The organism is Streptomyces sp. AV19 (assembly GCF_015999245.1).
Lineage (GTDB): Bacteria > Actinomycetota > Actinomycetes > Streptomycetales > Streptomycetaceae > Streptomyces.
In genome coordinates this window covers 64,589-86,339 of sequence record NZ_JAEAMR010000006.1, presented here as the reverse complement: position 1 = coordinate 86,339, position 21,751 = coordinate 64,589, and the positions used below count along the sequence as shown (strand labels likewise).

General features: G+C 71.1%; 23 protein-coding genes and 1 pseudogene. 17 read left to right on the top strand and 7 right to left on the bottom strand.

Going from position 1 to position 21,751, the window contains the following annotated elements; translation table 11 throughout:
- Positions 1 to 4: 4 nt before the first annotated feature.
- From I5Q34_RS08155 to I5Q34_RS08080, 17 genes are all read left to right on the top strand, one after another.
- On the top strand, positions 5 to 214 hold the full coding sequence (locus I5Q34_RS08155) for a hypothetical protein (protein WP_199891518.1): 210 nt from the start codon (positions 5 to 7) through the stop codon (positions 212 to 214).
- Between the two features lie 88 nt (positions 215 to 302).
- Entirely contained in the window at positions 303 to 467 is a 165-nt protein-coding gene (locus I5Q34_RS08150) for a hypothetical protein (protein WP_199891517.1), read from the top strand.
- On the top strand, positions 464 to 1,105 hold the full coding sequence (locus tag I5Q34_RS08145; RefSeq protein WP_199891516.1) for a hypothetical protein: 642 nt from the start codon (positions 464 to 466) through the stop codon (positions 1,103 to 1,105). The genes I5Q34_RS08150 and I5Q34_RS08145 overlap by 4 nt, the downstream gene beginning before the upstream one ends.
- The gene (locus I5Q34_RS08140; protein ID WP_199891515.1) at positions 1,102 to 2,415 is read left to right on the top strand and encodes a DUF2637 domain-containing protein; all 1,314 of its coding nucleotides are present in this window, start codon (positions 1,102 to 1,104) and stop codon (positions 2,413 to 2,415) included. The genes I5Q34_RS08145 and I5Q34_RS08140 overlap by 4 nt, the downstream gene beginning before the upstream one ends.
- Positions 2,416 to 2,485: 70 nt before the next feature.
- Entirely contained in the window at positions 2,486 to 3,151 is a 666-nt protein-coding gene (locus tag I5Q34_RS08135) for a GGDEF domain-containing protein (protein WP_199891514.1), read from the top strand.
- The gene (locus I5Q34_RS08130; protein ID WP_199891513.1) at positions 3,151 to 3,663 is read left to right on the top strand and encodes a hypothetical protein; all 513 of its coding nucleotides are present in this window, start codon (positions 3,151 to 3,153) and stop codon (positions 3,661 to 3,663) included. The genes I5Q34_RS08135 and I5Q34_RS08130 overlap by 1 nt, the downstream gene beginning before the upstream one ends.
- Positions 3,663 to 4,250 (top strand): plasmid transfer protein TraA, encoded by a 588-nt coding sequence (traA, locus tag I5Q34_RS08125; protein ID WP_199891512.1) that lies wholly within the window; start codon positions 3,663 to 3,665, stop codon positions 4,248 to 4,250. Before I5Q34_RS08130 ends, traA begins: the two co-directional genes overlap by 1 nt.
- A 94-nt stretch (positions 4,251 to 4,344) precedes the next feature.
- The gene (locus I5Q34_RS08120) at positions 4,345 to 4,710 is read left to right on the top strand and encodes a ParB/Srx family N-terminal domain-containing protein (protein ID WP_199891511.1); all 366 of its coding nucleotides are present in this window, start codon (positions 4,345 to 4,347) and stop codon (positions 4,708 to 4,710) included.
- A gap of 94 nt (positions 4,711 to 4,804) precedes the next feature.
- Positions 4,805 to 5,755 carry a hypothetical protein gene (locus I5Q34_RS34485; protein WP_234428610.1) on the top strand — a complete coding sequence of 317 codons (951 nt, stop codon included), beginning with the start codon at positions 4,805 to 4,807 and terminating at the stop codon, positions 5,753 to 5,755.
- A gap of 177 nt (positions 5,756 to 5,932) precedes the next feature.
- Positions 5,933 to 6,832, top strand: a complete 900-nt coding sequence (locus I5Q34_RS34480; protein WP_234428609.1) for a hypothetical protein — start codon at positions 5,933 to 5,935, stop codon at positions 6,830 to 6,832.
- A 155-nt stretch (positions 6,833 to 6,987) separates the two neighbouring features.
- A complete protein-coding gene (locus I5Q34_RS08110) occupies positions 6,988 to 7,887 on the top strand; it encodes a bifunctional DNA primase/polymerase (RefSeq protein ID WP_199891510.1) in 900 nt (299 codons plus the stop codon).
- Positions 7,884 to 9,734, top strand: a complete 1,851-nt coding sequence (locus I5Q34_RS08105; protein WP_199891509.1) for an ATP-binding protein — start codon at positions 7,884 to 7,886, stop codon at positions 9,732 to 9,734. The genes I5Q34_RS08110 and I5Q34_RS08105 overlap by 4 nt, the downstream gene beginning before the upstream one ends.
- A gap of 2 nt (positions 9,735 to 9,736) precedes the next feature.
- On the top strand, positions 9,737 to 9,901 hold the full coding sequence (locus I5Q34_RS08100; RefSeq protein ID WP_199891508.1) for a hypothetical protein: 165 nt from the start codon (positions 9,737 to 9,739) through the stop codon (positions 9,899 to 9,901).
- Between the two features lie 5 nt (positions 9,902 to 9,906).
- Positions 9,907 to 10,104 (top strand): AlpA family transcriptional regulator, encoded by a 198-nt coding sequence (locus tag I5Q34_RS08095; RefSeq protein WP_199891507.1) that lies wholly within the window; start codon positions 9,907 to 9,909, stop codon positions 10,102 to 10,104.
- The gene (locus I5Q34_RS08090; RefSeq protein WP_374192988.1) at positions 10,105 to 11,511 is read left to right on the top strand and encodes a tyrosine-type recombinase/integrase; all 1,407 of its coding nucleotides are present in this window, start codon (positions 10,105 to 10,107) and stop codon (positions 11,509 to 11,511) included.
- Positions 11,512 to 11,568: 57 nt separating this feature from the next.
- The gene (locus I5Q34_RS08085; protein WP_374192991.1) at positions 11,569 to 12,810 is read left to right on the top strand and encodes an IS110 family transposase; all 1,242 of its coding nucleotides are present in this window, start codon (positions 11,569 to 11,571) and stop codon (positions 12,808 to 12,810) included.
- 23 nt (positions 12,811 to 12,833) lie between these two features.
- Positions 12,834 to 13,589: a transposase family protein gene (locus tag I5Q34_RS08080; protein WP_199891505.1), complete on the top strand. Its 756-nt coding sequence runs from the start codon at positions 12,834 to 12,836 to the stop codon at positions 13,587 to 13,589.
- A gap of 104 nt (positions 13,590 to 13,693) precedes the next feature.
- On the opposite strand, the gene I5Q34_RS08075 is transcribed toward I5Q34_RS08080, so the two are convergent.
- The 7 genes and pseudogenes from I5Q34_RS08075 to I5Q34_RS08045 all read right to left on the bottom strand — a co-directional run bounded on the left by I5Q34_RS08075 (position 13,694) and on the right by I5Q34_RS08045 (position 21,158).
- Positions 13,694 to 14,758, bottom strand: coding sequence for an acyl-CoA dehydrogenase family protein (locus tag I5Q34_RS08075; RefSeq protein ID WP_199891504.1), 1,065 nt, complete (start codon positions 14,756 to 14,758; stop codon positions 13,694 to 13,696).
- Complete coding sequence (locus I5Q34_RS08070) at positions 14,755 to 15,927, bottom strand: acyl-CoA dehydrogenase family protein (RefSeq protein ID WP_199891503.1); 1,173 nt, start codon at positions 15,925 to 15,927, stop codon at positions 14,755 to 14,757. The genes I5Q34_RS08075 and I5Q34_RS08070 overlap by 4 nt, the downstream gene beginning before the upstream one ends.
- A gap of 61 nt (positions 15,928 to 15,988) precedes the next feature.
- Positions 15,989 to 17,182 (bottom strand): CaiB/BaiF CoA-transferase family protein, encoded by a 1,194-nt coding sequence (locus I5Q34_RS08065; protein ID WP_199891502.1) that lies wholly within the window; start codon positions 17,180 to 17,182, stop codon positions 15,989 to 15,991.
- A gap of 156 nt (positions 17,183 to 17,338) precedes the next feature.
- Positions 17,339 to 18,784 (bottom strand): CoA transferase, encoded by a 1,446-nt coding sequence (locus I5Q34_RS08060; protein ID WP_199891501.1) that lies wholly within the window; start codon positions 18,782 to 18,784, stop codon positions 17,339 to 17,341.
- 69 nt (positions 18,785 to 18,853) lie between these two features.
- On the bottom strand, positions 18,854 to 19,591 hold the full coding sequence (locus tag I5Q34_RS08055; RefSeq protein WP_199891500.1) for a helix-turn-helix domain-containing protein: 738 nt from the start codon (positions 19,589 to 19,591) through the stop codon (positions 18,854 to 18,856).
- Positions 19,592 to 19,983: 392 nt separating this feature from the next.
- Positions 19,984 to 20,280 (bottom strand): annotated as a pseudogene (locus I5Q34_RS08050) (GNAT family N-acetyltransferase); the annotation flags it as partial.
- A gap of 173 nt (positions 20,281 to 20,453) precedes the next feature.
- Positions 20,454 to 21,158, bottom strand: a complete 705-nt coding sequence (locus I5Q34_RS08045) for a pyridoxamine 5'-phosphate oxidase family protein (protein WP_267911931.1) — start codon at positions 21,156 to 21,158, stop codon at positions 20,454 to 20,456.
- Positions 21,159 to 21,751: the final 593 nt, after the last annotated feature.

Here is a 21,751-nt window from a genome sequence, read left to right as displayed (position 1 = left end):
CGCGATGACCACTCCGTTCCCGCTCGACGTCGTCGTCCTGGACCCGGTCATCCGTGCTGGCCGCTACCTGGCCGTCGGCGTGCAGACCGCTGGCTACTTCATCGCCCAGTGGCACGTGTGGGACGCCGACGGCGAGTACGCCGGCTACGCCACGGCCCCCGAGCTCGTTCCGTTGGTCATCGCCCAGCACGAGCGTCTCACCGACGACCAGTAGCCCCTGCTCCTCAGCCGCCCGCCCGGCATGCACCCGCGATTGCCGGGCGGGCCCCCACCACCGACCTCCGCCGAAAGGAGGCCCCGCGATGCGTCACGCCCTGCCCGCCGCCTGGCGGCACCGCCTCTACCGCCACCTGCGCCCCCGCGCCTACCGCCAGGGACAACTGGCCGAACAGCGCCACCAGTTCCTCGACCTCGACACGCCCCTCGCCCGCGAGGACTACCCGATCAGGATCGGGGGCGACCGGTGAACACCTGGCACCTCAACTCCGACAAGCCCGTCTACACCCGCCACCCCGAACCGCAGCGCTGGAACAGCACCTACGCGGTCCTGGACTTCCCCGACCCGGTACTGCGCCGGTTCATCGCGGTCCATGAGGCCGGCCACGCCGTGCTGTACCTCGCTTTCGGCATTCCTGTGGGCGAGGTGCACCTCTGCGACGACCTCGGCAAGGGACCCGGCGAGGGCGGCGCTGCGTGGGTGAAGGCCGGCGGCAACTTCTCCGTCCCCTATGCCCAGTTCATCGCGATGTGCGCGGCCGGGGAACGTGCCCAGAACCGATGGCTGCGTGAGCAGGGCCTGTGGACGCCTGATCGCGCCTGGGTGGTCGAGCGCCTCGCCGCCGACGACCGCGACAAGGTCACCGAGGCCCTGCGGTTCTGCAACCGCGGAGACCTCGGGTACGGGCACAGCCCTGCCGCTGGCCTGGACCTCGCCGTCGTCCACCGGGCGGCCGACGCGGCCCTGTCCCACCTGTGGGACCGCGTCCCGCGCCTGGCCGGAGCGATCGACGATCACGGACACCTCACCGGCGAGCAGGCCGCCCACTACGCCGACTTGACCCACATCGCCCTTCCCCGCGACGAGTCCATGGGAGCCGCGGCATGAACGAGCACATGGCCTTCTGGCACGAGCAGCGCCGCCAGGACCGTCTGTCCGAGCGCGAGCAGGACCGCGTGGACCGTGCCGAGCGCGCCGCCCAGCAACGGGAGGCCCGGCGCCTGGAGCGTGAGCAGGACCGCGACGACCGGGCCGCGGCCCGCGCCGAGAAGCGGCAGGACCGGGCCGATCGCCGTACCCGCCAGCGTGAGCGGCGGGCCTGGGCGGTCGACAACGGCGCCCTGATCTGCACCGCGATCGTCATGGCCTGCGCCATCGTCCCGGCCGTCGCCTCCCAGGTGATCGCACTGTCCACCGCCGGGCTCGCCCTGCTCCTGGCCGCGCTCCTGGCGGTCATGCTCGAAGGCGGGGCCTGGGCGGCGACGTTCGGCGCAGCCAAGGCCGCGCGGCAGGGGCGTCCCACCGGCCGGTACCGCGCCGCCACCTGGGGCTGTGCGGCCCTGGCCGCCGGGGTCAACTTCTGGCACGGCAGCCGCGATTACGGGCTGTGGCTCGGCGTCGTCCTGGCGCTGGCGTCGTTGTTCGCGGTGGCGATGTGGGAGCTGCACCTGCACGGCGCCCACGCCCCCGCCGGCGAAGAACGCGAACGGACCCGGCATGCCCGCCAGCGCCGGTGGCACCACCGCAAGGTGTGCCGGACAGCCGACCGGCTGATGACCGCCGCCCCCTACGGCACCCTCCCGACGGAGGACGCGTTCGCCACCGCCTGGCGCGTGCACCACGGCACCGCCCCCGGGCTCACCCCCGATCTGCTCGGCGCCCGACTCTCCGCCGAGAGCCGACTCGGACAGGTCGTCGAGACCGCCGCCGACACCGGGGCCCAGCGGATCACCGCCCGACTGTGGTCCGCCGACTGGCAGCCGATCCCGATCGTCGGCCCCACCTGCCCCGTCCCGGCCGGGCAGCAGCACCGGGCATCCATGACGGTCGAGCGGGAATCGGCGCCCGACCGGCCCGGATCGATCCCAGCATTGCCCGACTCCCCGGCCGACCGGTTGCCGGGCATGACCCTCGATCTGGCGCTGCCGCGATCGAGCCGTCCGCTCGGTGCCAGGGCACCGCGCCGACCGCCCGGGCGCCTGTCCCGATCGAGCCGCCGTCCCCCCGCCCCGCGCACCGAGGACGAACTCTTCGCCCAGGCGCGCGCCCTGACCGCCGACTGGCCGGACGACGCGCTGAGCGCGGAGGCGATCCGCAAGGCCCTGCGCATCGCCCCGTCCCGGGCCCGCGCCCTGCGCGACGCCCTCAAGGCCGAACGCGAGGCCGCCGCCCGGCTGGTCGAGCCATCCGCAGCCTGACACCCCGGGGAGCAGCCGGCCCCTTGGCGGCTCCCCCCTCCACCTCGACACCCCGAAGGAGGGTGCCCCGATGACTCCCCTGATCCAGGCCCTGCCGGTTGCCGTTCCCGTGGCGGGCTGGGCCGTGCACGCCCTGTACCTCGCGCGTCGGCTGCGCGTCGCCCGCACGGACCCGCTGACCGGGCTGATGTGCCGCGACGAGTTCACCGCCCGCGCCCGCCGCGCCGTCAAGCACCCGCACGCCGCCGTCCTCCTGCTCGACCTGGACGACTTCAAGCACACCAACGACAGCTACGGGCACGACGTCGGCGACGAGGTCCTGGCCGCCGTAGGCCAGCGTCTGGCCACCTGGTGCGAGGCCCGGCACGGGTTCGCAGCGCGCCTGGGCGGCGACGAGTTCACCGCCGTCGTCCGGCTCGCTCCCGGCACGGACGCACACGACGAACTGTCCTACCTGGGCGGGCTGGACGGCGAGCTGTCAGCCCCCGTGGACGTCGGCACTGCCCGCCTGTTCCCGCGGGCGTCGATCGGCCTGTGCCGCAGGTCCGACCGGCCCAACGCCGGGCTGTCGCAGCTGCTGCGGGGTGCGGACGAGGCGATGTACCGGGCCAAGCGCCTCGGCACCCGCTCGCAGGTCGCCATCCAGCCCGACGTCTACGCCACGGTGCGCGGCCGCCGCCAGGGCCGCCCCGGCACCGCCGTCTTCTCCCTCCCCGGCCGCGAGGGGGTGCGGTGATGGCCCCCTGGTTCGAGCGCGACATCACCACCGTCCGCATCCCCAAGCAGTCCCGCGGCGGACGGCACACCCCGCTCGTCATCGTCGTCCCCGAGCACCGCACCTGGAAGCAGCGCGCCGCCGCCGCGATCGGCCGCGCCGCCTGGAAGCGCCGCCGCGCCTTCCTCCCCTCCCTCCTGGCGCTCTTCGCCCTCCTCGGCACGGCGATCCTCCACGGGACCTCGCCCGCGATATGGCCCCTCCCCGTGCTCGCGGCCCTCGTCGGCCCGGCCTGGCTGATCTGGGCCGAGAAGCAGCGGCCGGCGTGCGCGACCCGCGTCCGCGCCTGGCGGTACGCCCTGGCCGCCGCCTGGCTGACCGCCGGGGCCTGGGCCGCCGCCGCCATCGCCTACGGGCCCCTCTCCGGACCGCTCCCGCTGCTCTGGCTGGCCCTCACGATCACCGGCCACGCCGTGCGGCGTCACCTGCACAACGCCCGCTCGCCTGAACCGACTTCGAAGGAGACCGCCTGATGCCGACCACCCCCAACGGCCAGGGCAACGGCCGCAACACAGGCGGCAACTGGAGCGGCTTCCAGCCCCCGCCGAACAACCAGCGCTCCCGCACCAGCAACCGTACCTACAACCGTCAGTACCACTTCCACATGGGCGGCGGCCCGGGCGCCAACGGCACCGGCCGCGGCAACGGACGCGGGAACGGGAACGGCACGTCGGGGTTCTTCCGCCGGGGCGACCGCCAGTCCGGCAGCATGCACAGCCCGCTCGCCGACCCGGAGTTCTTCTCCAACGTCGACGTGCGCAACTACTGCGACGCCGGACGGGGCCTGTTCCTCCAGCTCTCCTTCGAACTCGCCGCCGCCTCCGAGGTCCTGCAGTCCGTCCTCAAGGAGATCCCCGACCCCGAGGGCCACCCCTTCGGCTCCCGGATGCGCGCCCGCCGCGTCGCCAAGCGCCTGATGAAGGCCGCCGAGGAGGCCCGCGGCACCGCCAAGAACATGGCCGCCACCTACGCCGCCTTCCAGCGCGAGTTCGAACCCGAACTCGCCCCCTACCGCAGCCGCCAGCGCCCCACTGGCCGCCGCTTCGACTTCAACAGCTGATCTCGCTCCCTCCCCGCCCGCGCTGCTCAAGCCGGGCGGGGAGGCCGGCCCACCTCGCCCGACGAGCCGACACACGAACTGGAGGAACCTCCCGATGAAGTACCGCGGGCAGATGAAGACGTCGTTCCTCAACGACCGGCAGATCCGGCCGACCGAGTACGCCAAGTGGCGCGACGCCATGCGCTACTTCGACCGGCGCGACAAGGAACGGGCGAAGGTCCAGGAGCTGAAGGAGTCGATCCGCAGGCACGGACTGCACGAGCCGCTCATCCTCGGCATCAGTGACCGGTACCCGGACGTGTACGTGGCCGACGGACATCACCGGGCCGTTGCCCTTATGGAGCTGCGGACCGAACTGGAGCCGAGAGCCCGCTCCTTCCCCTTCCACTGGTACTGGATCAGCTCTTCCGCCGTCCGCATGGAGCACGAGCCGTTCCCCTACCACCTCCTGGACTGCTGAATCCGACCCGGCCGACGCCCCGCGGCCGGCACTGCCATCAAAGCAGCGTCCATCCCCCCAAGTACCGCCCGCACATGTAGGGAGGCCGAAGGCCGTGCCCCAGCACACCACCCCCGAGCAGGCCCACGAGCAACATCTGCGTACCGCATCCGGCAGTGGGGGCGTCGTCGAATACCTGCTGCACCGCGTCAAGCCGCACCTTCCCCCGTGGCTCGCGGGCGCCGGGACCGGCCTGGCCTCCCTGCCCGCCCACCACTACTGGGCCGACAGCGCCGCCGCCACCGCCGGTCTCACCCTCGCCTCCGTCGCCCTGACCGGAGTCACCTGGTGGGCGGGCAAGACCACCAGCGCCCAGCGTCGTCTCCACTCCGCGGTCACCGTCGCCGCCGCGTCCAGCTGGTTCACCACGGCGGCCATCGCCGGACCGGACGCCGGGCCGCTCGGTGGCCTGTACTTCATGGGCGCCCCGGCCCTGGCCCTGTCCTGGAACATCCGCCAGGTCCTGCGCCGCAACCCCGACGCCATCGGAGCCGCGGGCGCCGACGGCGGGCTGCTGGAGAAGGTCGGCCTGGCCAAGACCCAGATCGCCCGCAGCGAAGTCGCCCCCAACAAGGCCACCTTCGACCTGCAGCTACCGCGCGGTGAGCTCACCCAGGACGACGTGTCCAAGGCCGTCCCGTTGCTCGCCAGCGCACTCGACGTCCCCAAGAACGCCGTCCGCGTCACCGCCGACCCCGAATCCGCCTCCCGCGCGCAGTTGACGATCGTCCCGCACGACCTGCTCAAGAACACCGTGCCCTGCCCCGGGCCCAGTTCACCCGGCGGATCGATCGCCGAGCCGGTCCGCATCGGCATCTACGAGGACGGCACTGAGGCCGTCCTGTATTTCCCCGGCGATCCGGATGACCACCGCAACGCCATGCACCTCCTCGTCATGGGAATGACCGGCTCCGGCAAGTCCGAAGGCGGACTGACCGCCCTGGCCGAAGTCCTCACCCGCCGCGACGTCGTGGTGTGGGCGTCCGACCCGGCCAAGGCCGAATAGACCCTCGGCCCGCTCCTGCCCGCTATCGACTGGGCGGTCCTGGACATCGACGCGACCGCCGCCCTGCTCGAAGCCCTCAACACGGTCATCCCGATCCGTACGGCCTGGCTGGCGAAGTACGGCTACAAACAGTGGGTCCCCGAGTGCGCCGAGCCCCAGCCCGACGGTTCCCCGGGCATGCCCTACCTGATCGCCTGGTTCGAGGAGGCGGCCAAGACCCTCCGCGAGATCGACGAGGACGCCTTCACCGGCATCGCCCAGGAGGCCCGTTCCGCCGGCATCAGCCTCGTCGTCTCCCTGCAACGCGCCTCCCACACCCAGGTCTCCACCGACACCCGCGCCTCCCTCGGCTCCTCCTGGGTCTACGGCGTGCGCACCGACCGGGACGCCGGCTTCGCCCTGGACGGCGAAGTCCTCGACGCCGGAGCCGCCCCGCACCTGTGGAAGGACAAGAAGCCCGGCTACTGCTACCTCGTCGCCAACGGCATCCCCGAGACCTTCTGGCCCACCCCGGCCCGCTCCTACCTCACCCCGCGCGAATACCTCGACTGGGTCGTCCTCACCTTCGCCGCCATCCGCGCCGAACTCGACCCCGTTACCGCCGACGCCGCCGCCCAGGCTGCCGGCCCCCACTTCACCCAGCGCACCCGCTCCTCCCCGCCCGGTACCACCCACACCCATCCCACGGAGGACGTCATGAACCCCGACGACCACGAGCCCGACGAGCCTGACGAGAACGGCTACCGAGACCAGCAAGACCAGGACGAGATCGACCCCGAACGCGAACTCCCCACGGCCACCGAGGTCGTTCAACTCGCCGAGCGCTCGTCCGAGAAGCCCCGCGAGCGGATCTCCCCCGCCCAGGCCCGCCAGGCCATGGAAGAGATCCTCGACGAGTTCGAGGCCGAGGGCCGAACCGTCGTCTGCCCCGCCGACTTCATGGAGCACTGCGACCGGTACGGCCGCTCCCGCTCCTGGGTCTCAGGCCAGGTCGCCGCCTTCATCGTGGCCGGCCGCCTCGCCGAAACCCGCGAGACCGGCGAGTACCGCATCATCCGCGACGACGAAGCGGCCTGACGGCCCTGACGCGTCAGACGCGTCTGACACCCCTGACACTGTCGGCCCCCAACGCACGGGTCATACGTGCGCGCGACCCCTGTCAGACGTGTCTGACACCCCCGGCCTGACACCCCTGACACCCCGCTTCCAAGCGCCGCAGGAGACCGAACCGCATGCCCCCCGCTCCGCCCAACCACCGCTCCGGCCCGGCCAGTGCAGCGCTGGAGCACGCTCTCGCAGCCGCCGCCCAGGGCCTGGCCGTCATCCCCCTGTCGCGCACCAAGCTCCCCGCCGTCCGCTCGCCGCACCGCGCCGAGCAGCGCCGGAACCGGTGCCGCGGCGAGTGCGGTCAGCTCGGCCACGGCGTCCACGACGCCACCACCGAACCGGACGCCATCCGTGCCCTGTTCGCCGCCGCCTCTTGGGCCACCGGCTACGGCATCGCCTGCGGCCGGCCACCGCATAACCTCGTCGGGCTCGACCTGGACGTCAAGAACGAGACCGACGGCATCGCCGCCCTCGAACAGCTCGCAGCCGCCCACGGCTTCGCCACCCCGGCCACCGTTACCGTCACCACGCCCTCCGGCGGCCAACACCTATGGCTGCGCGGGCCCGCCGATGCCCGCGTCCCCAACTCGGTCGGTCGGATCGCCCCCGGCATCGACGTGCGCGGCTCCGGCGGCTACCTCGTCGGCCCCGGCTCGCTCACCACCAGGGGCCAGTACTTCCTGGCTTCGGGCGACCCATACGGCGAGATCGCCGCCGTTCCCGAGCTGCTGCTGCAGCTGCTCGCACCGCCGCCATCGTCGTTGGGCAAGCGGCCCAGTTGTCTTCCGGTCGCCGGGCGTCAGGCCGTCGGGCTGGTCGACTTCGTCCTGAGCTCAACGCCCGGCGGCAAGGACGGCACTGGGCGCAACGACCGTCTGTACTGGGCTGCCTGCCGTGCGTATGAGTCTGGCGGGCCGGACACCGAAGGCATCGTGGCCGCGCTCATCGCCGCCGCCGTCCACGTCGGTCTGCCCGAGACCGAGGCCCGCGCCACCGTCGCTTCCGCCGCCCGGAGCGCCACATGAGCACCAGCACGACCCGATCCCTCGCCGAAGCCCTGCTCGCCGAGAACGGCGTGGACCCCGACAAGAAGGGGCCCTCCCAGGCAACACAGCTCGCCGCACTCGCCCGCGAACGCTACGACCTGTTCATGTCCGACGACGGCCGCCCCTACGGCGTCACCGTCGGCGGCCCGAACATCGCCCTCCCGCTCCGCGGCAAGGCCGGCCTGCGCTCCCAGCTCGCCCGCATCTTCACCGACACCAACAACGGCACCGTCCCGTCCCAATCCGCGCTCGCCGACGCCATGACCGTCCTGGAAGGAGTCGCCGCCGTGGCCGCCCCTCGAACACCCCAACTTCGCGTCGCCCGTCACGAGGAGAACATCATCATCGACCTCGGGACCACCGACGGCCGGTGCGTGGCCGTCGGCCCGGACGGCTGGCAGCGCCTGCCCGCGTCCCCGGTCGTCTTCCGCCGCTCCGGTGCCATGAAGCCGTTGCCCGAACCCGTCCGTGACGGTGATGGCCTGGCCAAGCTCCGGGACCTGCTCAACACCACCGACGACGGCTTCCGGCTCCTGGCCGCCTGGCTGGTGGCCTCGTTCATACCCGACCTGCCCCACCCGATCCTGACCTTCCGCGGCGAGCAGGGCACCGGCAAGTCCAAGGGCGCTGCCATGGTCATCGGCATCGTGGACCCCTCCGGCGCCCCCAAACGCACCGCGCCCCGAGACCTCAAGTCCTGGGCAGTGCAGGCGTTCAACTCCTGGGGCATCTGCCTGGACAACGTATCCACCATCCCCGACTGGCTCTCCGACGCCCTGTGCCGCGCCGTCACCGGCGACGGCATCGTCGACCGCGCCCTGTACACCGACGACGACGTGGTCGTCCTGGAGTTCCGCCGGGTCCTGGCGATGACGACCATCGACGCCGGAGCCCTGGCTGGCGACCTGGCCGAGCGGCTGCTGACCATCGAGCTGCAGCTGATCCCCGACTACAAGCGCCGCGAGGAGGCCGAGCTCGACCGCGCGTACGCGGATGCCCATCCGGCCATCCTGGCCAGCCTCTTCGACCTCTTGGCCCAAGTCCTCAAGGTTCTGCCGGACATCGAGCTGACCGACCGGCCGCGCATGGCCGACTTCGCCCGTGTCCTGGCCGCCGTCGACCACGTCACCGGCTGGAACACCCTGGCCTCCTACCGGGCCACCGCAGCCGATGCCGTCGCCGACGTCCTCGACGGCGAGCCCTTCGCCCAGGCCGTCGTCGATCTCGTCGACAAGGCCGGCCCCGACGGCCTCACCCTGACCGCCGCCCAACTCCTCGAAGCAGTCGAGACCCCGGACAAGCTCCCGAAGAAGTGGCCCAAGGACCCCACCCGGGCTGGCGGACAACTCAAGCGCCTCGCCCCCGCCCTGCGGACGATCGGCATCGAGGTGGACGACTCCCAGCGGCAGCCCGACGGTAACCGTTCGCGCCTCTACCGGCTCACGGCATCCGAGAGGAGCCGTATTCCAGCACCCGGAGCACCCGCAGCACCCGAAACCCCTCCTGACCTGCACCATTCTCCGGGTGCTGAGCGCGACGCCAGCACCCGCACCAGCACCCGGAGCACCCGCACGGGCGCTGCCCCGGGTGCTGCGGGCGCTGGACCGGGTGCTGGCAATCCCGTAGCACCCGCAGACGACACCCCAACTGACCTGCACCAACAGCCCCTTCCGGGTGCTGCGGGTGCTCCGGGTGCTGCGTTGCACCCCTTCTCTGCCGACGACCCCCTCTGCAGCGTCTGCGGGTTCCCTCTGGACGACTTCCTCACCGTCACCGGCGAAACCGAGCACCCGTGCTGCGAGCCCCTTGACACAACCCGGAGCTGATCATGCGTATCCGCATCCACGGCACCGAAGCCGAGTGTCGCCGTACCGCCGACCGCCTCGCCCAGGTGCTCGACGTCCTCGACGTCAGCCGCCCGTACCCCGACCGGCCGCCGAGCCGCCTCGTCCGCCTCTACCTCACCGTCAACCCGTCTGCCGAGAAGGAGTGAGCGCCATGTCCCGCCCTCGCCGCGAACCTCACCTCAAGCTCGCCGACGTCCTGGAGGAACTCGACATGTCCCGGGCCGCCTTCTACCGCATGCGCGCCCGTGGCCGGGGGCCGAAGTGCATGAAGCTCCCGAACGGCCAGCTGCGCTTCCGCCGGGCGGACGTGGATGCCTGGTGGGCGTCCTGCGAAGAAGGGAGCCGCTGAGTGGGCATGAGCTATCGCGTGCGCTTCTGGGAGATCCGCGAACGACCCGGACGGCGGAGTTCCTTCGAGTTGCGCTGGACGGTCAACGGAAGAGAAAGCTCGGAGTCGTTCATCACCAAGGGACTCGCCGAGAGTCGGCTGTCGAAGCTGATGGCAGCGGCCCGGGACGGGGAACCGTTCGATGAGCGGACCGGTCTGCCCGCCTCCGAGCTGCGTGCGATCAGGCAGCGGGTCACGTGGTACGAGCATGCCCGCGATTACATCGAGCAGAGATGGGACCGGACCCCGGGGAACACCCGGCGGACCCTGGCGGACGCATTGGCGACGCTCACGCCCGCGCTGGTCGAGCCCCGGGCCCGCTACCCGGAACCCCGAATACTCCGACGAGCTCTCTACAGCTGGGCGTTCAACAGGAACGCCTGGGACAGCGAGCCCTCGGACGACTGGCACCGGGCGCTGACCTGGCTGGAGAAGCGCTCCCTCCCCATGAGCGCCCTGGAAGATCCGCTCGTCGTGCGCCGGGCCCTGGACGCTCTGACGCGCAAGCTCGACGGGAAGCAGGCCGCGGCCAAGACCACGCTGCGCAAGAAGGCGGCGTTCAGCGATGTGCTCGGCCTGGCCGTGGAGAAGGGGTACTTCGCGGCCAACCCCTTGTCGTCAGTGAGGTGGACCAACCCTTTGGCGACCGAGGAGGTCGACCCCGAATGCGTGCCGAACCCGAACCAAGTGGCGCGGCTCCTCGCCGCGTTACGCGAGCAGCGCGGCCGCGGCCCGCACCTGGAGGCGTTCTTCGGTTGCGTCTACTACGCGGCCATGCGGCCGGCCGAGGTGGTCCGACTGCAGCTCGATCAGTGCCATCTGCCCGAGCAGGGCTGGGGGATGCTCACGTTGCATGGCGGCGTGGTGCTCGCCGGGAAGGAGTGGACGGACGACGGCTCGGCGCACGAGGTGCACCCGCTCAAGAAGCGGGCCCTGAAAGAGAAACGGCCGGTCCCGATCCCGCCGGAGTTCGTTGCGATGCTCCGACGCCACGTCGAGCGGTACGGGACGGCTGCGGACGGGCGCCTGTTCCGCAGCGAGCGGGGGCTGTACGTCCAGACCGCCGCCTACGGCAAGACCTGGAAGAGAGCCCGGGAGGAGGCGCTCGACGAGCAGGAGCGGGCCACGCTCGTGGCCGAGCGCCCGTACGACCTCCGGCACGCCGGGATCTCCTTCTGGCTGCACTCCGGTGTCGACCCGGCGGAGTGCGCCCGCCGCGCCGGCCAGAGCATCGAGGTGATGCTCCGCGTCTACGCCAAGGTCCTGGCCGGTGGCCAGGAGCGCGCGAACCGGCGCATCGAGGCCGCGATGAAGGAGTGGAGCAGGAGCGCGGAAGACCCTGGCGGCCCGGACTTGGCCCGGGAATAGCCCGGAAACGCTGGTCAGGTCTGGTAATCGGGTGAGACAGAGTGCAACAACCCGTGCATATCGGCTGGTTGGGGGGTCCCGTGGGCGAGGGGCGGCCGGAGGGCCGATGACGCGCATCAGTGCAGCTCACCGGCCCTCCTAAAGCCCCTAGAAGAAGCCCAGCTTCTTCGCCGAGTAGCTCACCAGCAGATTCTGGAACTGCTGGCCGAGTACGGCGACAGCGAACTGTCCCCGATCCCGGTGGCCATCGAGACGGGCCGCGGCCTGCTCGTGGCCTTCCTGCGGCAGGGCAAGCGGCAGGTCTATGCGCTCAACCCGATGTCCGTGGCCCGCTATCGGGACCGCCACAGCGTCTCGCGCAAGAAGTCCGACCCCGGCGACGCCCTGGTCCTGGCCAACATCCTTCGTACCGATGCGGATATGCACCGGCCGCTTCCGAACGACTCCGAACTCGCCCAGTCAGTGGCCGTGTTGGCGCGGGCACAGCAGGACGCGACATGGAACCGGCAGCAGCTGACCAACCAGCTCAGGTCCCTGCTGCGGGACTATTACCCGGCAGCTCTGGAGGCTGTCGCGGGTTGGCAGAACGGCCTGTGCCGGCCAGAGGCTCGCGCGGTCCTGGCGGTAGCGCCCACTCCCGGCAAGGCGGCCACCATCAACCGGAAGAGACTCTGCACAGCCCTGAAGCGAGCGGGCCGGGTGCGGGGCATCGAGGCCGAGGCGGAACGCTGGCTGGAGATCCTCCAGCGGCCGCAGGCCCGTCACCCGAAGCTCGTCGAGGACGCCCTGGGCCGGCAAATGCTCGGACTGCTGCGGCAGCTCGATGCGGCCTGCCGCACGGTCGACGAACTCGCCGCAGCGACCGAGAAGGCGTTCCGGGAACACCCCGACTCCGAGGTGATGTTGAGCTTTCCGGGCCTGGGCGTCCAGCTCGGCGCCCGCATCCTCGCCGAGATCGGAGACGACCGGTCGCGATTCGACGACGCCCGGGGGCTGAAGTCATACGCGGGTGCGGCCCCCATCACCAGGGCCTCCGGCAAACACCACTACGTCGGCCGGAGACGGATCAAGAACAACCGACTGCACGACGCGGGCTTTCTCTGGGCGTTCTCCGCGTTGACGGCCTCCGGCGGCGCGAATGCCCACTACCGGCGCCGTCGGGCCCGCGGTGACTTCCACCCGGCCGCTCTCCGGCACCTGTTCAATCGCATGCTCGGCCAGCTCTTCCACTGCCTCCAGACGCGGACTCTGTTCGATGAAAAGGCAGCGTTCTCGATGCCTCTCCTCGCTGCTGCTTGACAAGTAGATGCCGTGAGAGGTCCATGCTCGACGTCCCGCACGAGCTCGTTGAGCATGTCTCGTGGCTGATCCACGCCCGCCGTCGTGAGCTGAAGTCGCCGTGGCGGAGGCCGGGTTGCTTCAAGCAAGCCCTGCCGGCGCTGTCCCACCTGCGGAAGAACGAGACGTTCGCGCAGGTCGGAGCAGGTTTCGGAGTCTCGGAGTCCACGGCCTGGCGGTACGTCGACGAGACCCTCGAGGTCCTCACGGCCTGGGCTCCGGGCCTGCGCGAGGCTCTGGTGGGTCTGGGTGAGGGTGACTTCGTCGTCGTTGACGGAACCCTGATCCCGACCGACCGGATCGCCGCGGACGAGCCGTACTACTCGCAGAAGCACAGGCGGCACGGGATGACCGTGCAGGTCGTCGCCCGCCCGGACGGGACCCCGCTGTGGTTCTCCCGCGCACTGCCCGGCCGGACCCATGACCTGACCGCCGCCCGGGCCCACGGCATCGTCCGGGCCTGCCTCACCCGCCAGATCCTCGTCCTGGCCGACCGGGCCTACCAAGGCGCCGGCGCCACCGTCCGCACGCCGTACCACGGACACCGCGAACTCCCGGACCACTACCAGCGGTTCAACCGCGTCCACGCCAGGCTGCGAGCTCCCGGCGAACGCGCCTTCGCCCGACTGAAGACCTGGCACATCCTCCGCAGAGCCCGATGCTCCACCAACCGCATCAGCCGCATCGGCCGCATCCTCCAAGCCGTCCACACCCTCCTGACCTGCCGCTATTCAGGATGAAAGAGGCTCATTGACCGTGACCTTTGTCCGGCCCAAGGGATGGTGTCCTGAGCCACCGTCCGGGCTGGGCCGGTCGGCGGCGAGGCAGGGCGGGGGGCGAGGGGTCAGGGCGTGGTGGTGAGGGTGGGCCAGAGGGTGGTGGCGGTGAGGGAGCGGGCCAGGCGGAGGGCCCAGTAGGTTTCGTCGCCGTCTTCGTCGCACCAGGACCACAGGCGGGTGGTGGCGAGGTGGAGCGGGTTGAGCTGAGTGATGCCGATGGCGCCGTGGAGTTGGTGGGCGATGCGGGCGATCTCGGCGGCCGAGGCGGACGCCTGGGCCTTGGCGGCGGCGATGGCGATGTGTGCGGCCGGGCCGCCGGGGTCCGGCGTGGCGGCGGCCTGGACGGCGGTGCGGACCAGGGCGGTCTCCTCGATCAGCCGCGCTTCTTCCTGCTTGACGGCCTGGAAGCGGCTGAGCGGGCGGCCGAATTGGGTACGGGCGGTGGTGTGGGCGACCGTCAGGTCGACGCAGCGTTCGGCGGCTCCGGCGATCAGGGCGGAGCGGGCCAGGGCCGCGCGGAGCCGGGCCTCGTCGAGCAGTTCGGGGGAGATCCGGCGGACCTGCGAGGCGGGGATCTCCAGGGCGGCGAGGTACAGGTCATCGCGGGGTTCCTCGGCGAGGTTGCCGCCGGGGGTGAGGACGGCCTGGTCGGGAGTGAGGGTGAACAAGACGGGGCCAAAGGGGGCGGTGGCCAGGACGACCACCGCGGTGGCGGCGCGGGCCCAGGGGACGCGGCGCAGGGTGCCGGAGACCAGCAGGGTGTCGTCGTCGCCCAGGCAGCCGTCCGAGCCGACAGGGGAGGCGGCCTGGTGTGCGTAGCGGATGGTGAGCTCGGGGGCGATGGCGTAGCTGAGGGGGCCGCCCGGGACGGGGAGGCCGGCGCGGAGCAGCAGGGGGCGGGCGACCAGGGCGGTCTCGGCGAGGGGGGCGGGGACGGCGCGGCGTCCTGCTTCCTGGGCGGCGGCGAGGAGTTCGGCGGTGGAGGCGTACTGGGAGGGGAGGGCCACGGCGTCGGGGGCGGTGGTGTTGGTGACGGTGGCGATGGAGTCCGTATCGGCGTAGAAGGCGGTGGTGTCGTAGTCGTCGGCGGGGATGACGGGGGCGCTGGTGTCGATCGTGTGGGTGTTCATCGGTGCTGCTCCAGACCGCGAGTGATGATGCCGCGAAGGATTTCGTTGGTGCCGCCGCGCAGGGTGTAGCCGGGGCTGTGCAGCAGGGCGAAGGCGAGCAGTTCGGGGTGGCTGCCGGGGGTGGCGTGCGGGTCGGCCGGGGTCGGCAGGATGCTGCGGACGGTGTCGACCAGCGCGACCTCGAGGCGGGTGCCGAGGTCCTTGACCAGGGCGGCCTGGGTGTCGGGGTGGGCTCCGGCGTCCAGGGCCGCGGCCACGCCGAGGGACAGTCGGCGGATGCTGTGCAGACGGGCCATCAGGATGCCGACCCGGGTGAGCTGTTCGACCGTGGCCGGGCGCTGCTCCAGTTCGCGGAGCAGGGAGACCAGCAGGGGAAAGGTGGACAGGTAGCGTTCCGGGCCGCTGCGCTCGAAGGCGAGCTCGCCGGTGACCTGCTTCCAGCCGTCGCCCCGCTGCCCGAGCAGCATGGCGCCGGGGACGTCGACACCTTCGAGGTGCAGGGCGTTGAAGCGGTGCTCGCCGCTCATCAGGTGGATCGGCTCGATGCGTACGCCGGGGGCGCGCAGGTCGACGATGAACTGGCTGAGGCCGGCGTGCTTGTCCTCGGCGTCGTCGGTGCGGGCCAGCACGATGGCGTAGTCGTTGACGTGGGCGCCGCCGGTCCACATCTTGGTGCCGGTCAACCGCCAGCCACCGGCGGTGCGTTCGGCGCGGGTGGCGACCGAGGCGAGGTCGGATCCGCTGCTCTTCTCGCTCATGCCGATGGAGAAGAAGCACCGTCCGGCGGCGATGCTCGGCAGGAAGAAGCGGCACTGCTCCTCGGTGCCGTGCTGGAGGATGGACGGGCCGGCCTGCCGGTCGGAGACCCAGTGGGCGCTGACCGGGGCGCCGGCGGCGAGCAGCTCTTCGATCACCACATAGCGCTCCAGGAAGCCGCGGCCCACGCCGCCGTACTCGGTGGGCAGGGCCATGCCGACCCAGCCGCGCTCGGCGAGGCGGCGGCTGAAGCCGGGGTCCCAGCCGGCCAGCCAGGAGTCGGGACGACCCAGCACGGTGCCGCGGGCGCGCTCCTCGTCGACAAAGGCCCGGACTTCGGTGCGGAGCCGGCGGGCCGATTCGGGCAGGGCGACATCGGGGAATGCGATCGGTGAAAGCGTCGAAGGCGACATGGTTCATTCGCTCCCAGGTTGGTGAATCAATGGACGCGTTTCTTTTCGTTACGGAAATCGGTCAGTGCGTGGGGTGCAGCAGGGAAGGGTCGAAGCCGGCTTCGCGGAGCACTTCGTCGGTGTGCTGGCCGATGGCCGGGCAGGGCCGTAGCTCCGGCTCCGGGTCGGCCGAGTAGCGGACCGGGCGGCCGATGACCCGGTAGCGGCCCTCGGTGGGGTGTTCGGCCTCGTGCAGCAGGCCGCCCTCTTGGGCGTAGGCGGTGGTGGCGGCGGACTCCAGGTCGAGCACGGGGGCGGCGGCGATGCCCGCCCGGTCGCAGAACTCCTGCCACTCGGCGCTGGTGTGCCGCGGCGTCAGCTCCGCGAGCAGTGGATAGAACGCGTTGGCGTTGCGGGCCCGGTCGGGGCCGGTGGCAAAGCGCGGGTCGGCGGCCAGTTCGGGGCAGTTGACGAAGGTGGTGAAGTCCCGCCAGTTGCGGTCGCTGTGCGGCAGGATGCACATCCAGCCGTCGGCGGTGCGCAGGGCTCGGCGCTGCGGGCTGAGCGAGCGGGCCGAGCCGAACTCTCCGTCGGCCTCCAGGGTGGCCGCTCCCAGGTGCTCGACCAGGTTGAAGGCGAGCATGGTGTCGGCCATCGGGACCTCGATGTGCTGTCCGGTGCCGCCGTGCTCCCGGTGGTGCAGCGCGGCCAGGACCGACTGGGCGATCTGCATGCCGCAGATCTTGTCCGCAAGGACCGTGGGAACGTAGTGCGGTTGGCCGGAGACCTGGTGGTTGAGCCAGACCAGGCCGCTGGCCGCCTGGATGATGTCGTCGTAGGCGGCGTGGGTGCCGTAGCGGCTGTCGCTGCGGAAGCCGTGGGCGCTCGCGTAGATCAGGCCGGGGCTGACGACCGCAACGTCGCCGTAGCCGAGGCGGAGCTTCTCCAGGGCCTGCGGGCGCAGGTTGGTGATGAAGACGTCGGCGGTGCGCAGCAGGGCGAGCAGGGCGTCACGGCCGTGCGGGGCCTTGAGGTCGATGGAGGCGCTGCGCTTGTTGCGGTTCAGGTTGAGCGCCGGGCCGCCCATGCCGGGGTGGCGCCGCGGCGGGTAATGGCGCGTCATGTCACCGGTGGGCGGCTCGACCTTGATCACATCCGCGCCCAGGTCGCCGAGTTGCTGTGCGGCGTACGGGGCCATGATCACGCTGGCCAGTTCGATGACGCGGACTCCGGCGAGGAGTCCGCGGCCGGACGGACCGCTCGGTTCATCGGACATCTTCCGGTGCCTCCTGGGGTATCGGGTGGGGCGGGCGAACGGTGGTGCGGTACGGGGCGGCGGACACGTGGTGCCGTGCCGATGGGGTCTCCCCTGCTCGAGCGAAGCCGAGAGCTTGGGGAAGGCGCGGGCCCACGAAGATCGGGGAGCCCTCCCCTAGCGCCACTGGAGCGCGGCAGACCCGAGCGGGGAACGCCGACCGGGCTGGGGGACCGTGCGCCCGCTGTACGCGAACGGTGTCGCCGGTTCGGTGAGCGGGCCGAAGTCGGTCCCGGTGGTCGACAGCGTGGCGAGTGGCACGCGCCCGGGCCGGGGCAGGTCGAGTACGTCCTCCCGCGCAAGCAGACCGAGTTCCTGAACCCAGTGACACACCCCGGCCAAGGTCACGCGGATCCGCCACGAGCCGCCCTCCGTCGCACGTCGGCGCAAGACCGTTGCCACGGCGCCGGCCCCGAGGTACGCGGCGAGGTAGTCATTGAGCAGGTACGTCGGCGGCAGCGACGGCCGGTCGGTCCACTCCTCGACGGCGAATCCGGTTGCCGAGCAGGCGAGTTGGTCGAACCCGCCGCGTTCACCCCAGGGGCCGTCGGCGCCCCAGGCGTGGTACTCGAGGGTGATGAGTCCGGGGCGGCGCCGGATAAGTTCCTCGGCCTGTGCCCCGTGCCGGGCGAGTCCCCGGTAGGCGTGCACGAAGACGTCCGTGTCCTGGAGCACGTCGTGGAAGGCCGCACGGTCGTGATCGTCGCGCAGGTCGCAGTAGGCGTTGCGCTTGCCGCCGCCGGTCATCGCGATCATCGGGATCGGGTCGGGGCGGTCCGGACGCGACAGGTGCAGCACGTCGGCGCCGAATTGGGCGAGGAGCCGCGCCCCGACGGGACCTGCGATGACATGGGTGAGATCGAGGACCCGTACGCCCGTGAGCGCCTCGTCGGCCTCGCCGATCGGCTCCAGAGGCCGGACCGGCCCGTCACCGACGCGTTCGATCTCGACGACCGGGCGCCGCGCGACGTACCGTCCCGCGGGGTGCGCGAGCCATTCGTCCCGGCCGCGCACCACGCAGGCGACGCCGCCCCGCGCGCAGATGGCCTCCTCCAGCGTGAAGGCATCCCAGCAGGCCGCGGCCCGCGCGATCCCCACCTTGTCGAGCCCGCACCTCAGCACGGAGCAGACCGCGTCCCGCAGATGCGGATAGGTGGTGATGATGAAGATCCACCGGCCGTCGCGCGCCCGGTAGAAGTCGTTGCCGCCGAGCAGCGCCGGATCGTCGAGCAGAGCGCCGAGCGGGCGCCCCGACAGCGTCGTGTGATACGTCGCCATGAGCTGGTCGATCGCGGCCCCGGCCTGCACCTCCACCCTCTGGCGCCGGTGACCGCGCATTTCACCGACCGTCGCCGTCTGCCGCCCGAAAACCCCGATCGCGGCCGACATGGCATCGGCGAGGCGGTGCACCGAGGGCACCAGGGGATCCGCCCCGACAACGGTGATGTCCTCGGCCCCCCGGGCCGGATCAGGGTCGCCGAGGGTGTGCAGCAGCCGGGAGACGATCTCTCCCGTGGACGACGGAGGCGTCGGCCCGGCCGTGGTCAGCGTGTTCGAAGTCATGCCGGGATGCTCGTTCCCGGCACTGTATGAGCGCCCGCATTCACGGATATCCGTGAATCGATGCGAACGTCACGTCCGCCCCTCCTGGATGTGCGCGAGGAGCCGGGCCGCCGCCCGGTCCAGACTCAGCCGCTCCGAGCGGCCACGGCGCCGGTGCATCAGTACAAGAGCACCCGTGACGACGGGGCCGTCGGTGACGGGGATCGCGAGCGCGCTGACCTCGGGATCGGCCAGACCCTCGCTGCGGCTGATCCGCGACGCGCGGATCGCCGGAAGAGCGCGGCGGAACTCGGCGACCGCCTCGGGGTCATGGCGGGCGAGCTCGCCGAGCAGCCCACGGCGCTCCGCCTCATCGGTGAAGGCCAGCAGCAGACGGCCCGCGGCGGTACGCAGCAGCGGCCGGGCCACGTGCTCGTCGGCGAGCGGCACGAGGCGCGGAATCTCGTCCTCGCCGCCGCGCACGAGGTGCACGGCGGCGAGCCCGACCCGGACCGTGAGCAGCACCGGGGTGCCCGCGACGCGGCTCAGCTCGTTGAGCTCGGCCTGCCCGATCCGCGGGACGACCCGGCCGGCGATGAGGTTGAGGACGTGCGGGGCGGGCCCGAGCCTGAAGCGCCCGTGCTGTTCCAGCAGAAAGCCCGTCGCGACAAGGCCGTTGACCAGATCCTGCACCGAACTCGCCGGCGCCCCGACCGTCCGCGCCACCTCGGCCACGGTCACCCCGCCCGGCGCACGCGCGGCGGCCTCCAGGATCCGTACGACCCGGTCCACCGTACGGTGACGCCGACGCCGGCCGTACTCGCTCATCCCGCCCCACCTCGTCCTTCGTGTGCGTCGCCGGCCGATCGCGCCGACACGGCCCGCCGATTTTCCCCCATCACCCCGACGAGCAAGTCGGCCCCGGCCTCCGCAGACGTCACCAGCCCGGCAGCAGAAGGTGGTTCACGCGAAGGCGGAAGGACCGTCTCCGGGGTGAAGCCGTCCGCCTTGGCGAGCTCATCGAGGTGATGGCACGTTGCGCAGTGGACTTCCCAGGCCCCGTCGAGTCCCTTGCCGAGAAACCCGCCGCCACACCCGCGTCGAGGCGGACGCCGGCAAAGGGACAAGACCGTGAGACACGTTGCCGTGGCCCCTGGATGAGACACACCGGAAACACGCAGGCCGCCATCACGGAACGGGACATTCCAATTGAGGGCCTACAACTGGTCTCCGATGCCTCGGCCCCGCGCCTGGGGACTGACCCACACCGACCTCAGCTCGCATGCGCCAGCGCCCCCGGGAAGGCCGGCGGCCATCCCGAGGGTTCGGCCGTCCAGCAACGCAACAATGTTGTGAGTGGCGGGCATCTCCAAACGTTCACGCCACCGCTCCTCCCCTCCGTTGCGCCATTCCGCGAGCCCAGCCTTGAAGGCGTGAGGTGCCTCGCTCAGTGCGGCAAGGCGAACCTCCCGCCACAACGGCCAGTCGCTTGTCGTGAGAACCCGCAGGTGCACCATGGCCACGAGTCTGCCGTGACGCTCGTGCAGCAGTCCACGGGCAGTCCACGACACCCTTGGCTCTCACGGCTCACTGACCAGGAGTTACGGGACAACCCTTGCAGCCTTGGGGTGGGCGGCACTCAACGCTCCAGCAGCTCCACCGTTCCGGATCAATTTGCCGTGTGCTTCTCCTACGTGTTGTGGATGCGTGTGTAGTTCTTCAGGTATGCCGGGACCGCAATCCCGGGCTTGAGATTCTGGGCCGGGCAAGGAGGGCCGTAGATCTGCTGGATATGCAGGACCCCGGCCCAGTATGGCTTGGAGATGTCCTTGTCCTTGTCCGTGGGGCCGTCGGCGCGGCATTTGGCCGTGATTTCAGCGGACTTGCCGAGGTCGACGCGGAGCAGCCCGGTGTGCTTCAGATCGTCCGAGTCGGGCTTGCGGCTGTCGTTCCAGCGGCCGGGGATGACGTGTTCGACCACGGTTCGGAGGCCGTTGCAGAGGTCTTCGCCCGTAACGGCAATTGCTGTGCTACGGATGACAACGGAGCGGTAGTTGATGCCGTGTTGGAAAGCGGAGCGCGCCAGGACCAGACGGTCGACGAGGGCGATGCTGAGGCATACAGGTACTCCCACCTCACCGGATTCATGGGCCAGACGTTGCAGATGTGAGCGCGGATTACCGTGTAGGTAGAGCGTCGAGCCGTCGTATCCGTAGGTCATGGGCACGGAATGGGGTTCTGCGGGAGTGGCTTTCGTGTCGCAGTAGGCGACGTGACAGACGAGGGCCTCCATGAGGATGTCCCTGATCACTTCTGGATCGGTGATGGGGGATGCTGCCGGCTTGGTCCTCTGGGTGGCGGGAGTGCCCGGGGTGGGGTCGGTGGAGCGTGGCATTGGTCCTCCCGGAATGGGTGGTTGGCTGTGCGGACCGCCGACGGTGTCGGGGACCCGGACCGTGAGAGTCGGCCTCGGGGCGCATCCTGCGCATGGTTCAGGCGGCCCAGCGGCACCGAAACCCGCGGGCGCGGTGCGTAATGGGGCGCGGCAAGTAATTCGGTGGATCGGGGGCAAGCGGCCTGGCTTTTGAATCCCCTTGAGCGTGGGCTGGGCGTCCACTGCGGTGATGCTCTCGGAGCCGCCTGAGGATATTGCTGCCGCCGTTGATCTTGACGGTTCCGTCGTCCTGAAGAACCATCATCCGCGGTCTCTTCCTCTCGCGGCGGTGTCGACGCCCTTCCGTGACGAGTCGTTGTGGCCAGCCTCTTGGGCTGGGCGCTGTATGGGCAGTCGTCGTTTTGCTTCCTGTCAGGAGTCCCGATCTGCTCCGACGCTGCCGCAGGCATGTCGGCGGCTCGCCGTGCAGCGTAATCCGATCTCCTCTCCGGGGATATTTCTGAATCAGGCCGGAGGGCTCGGCTCAGGATCTATCTGGCGTCGGGCCGGTGATCGCGGATTCGGGAATGCGATCAGGCGGGAGATGCTAGCGC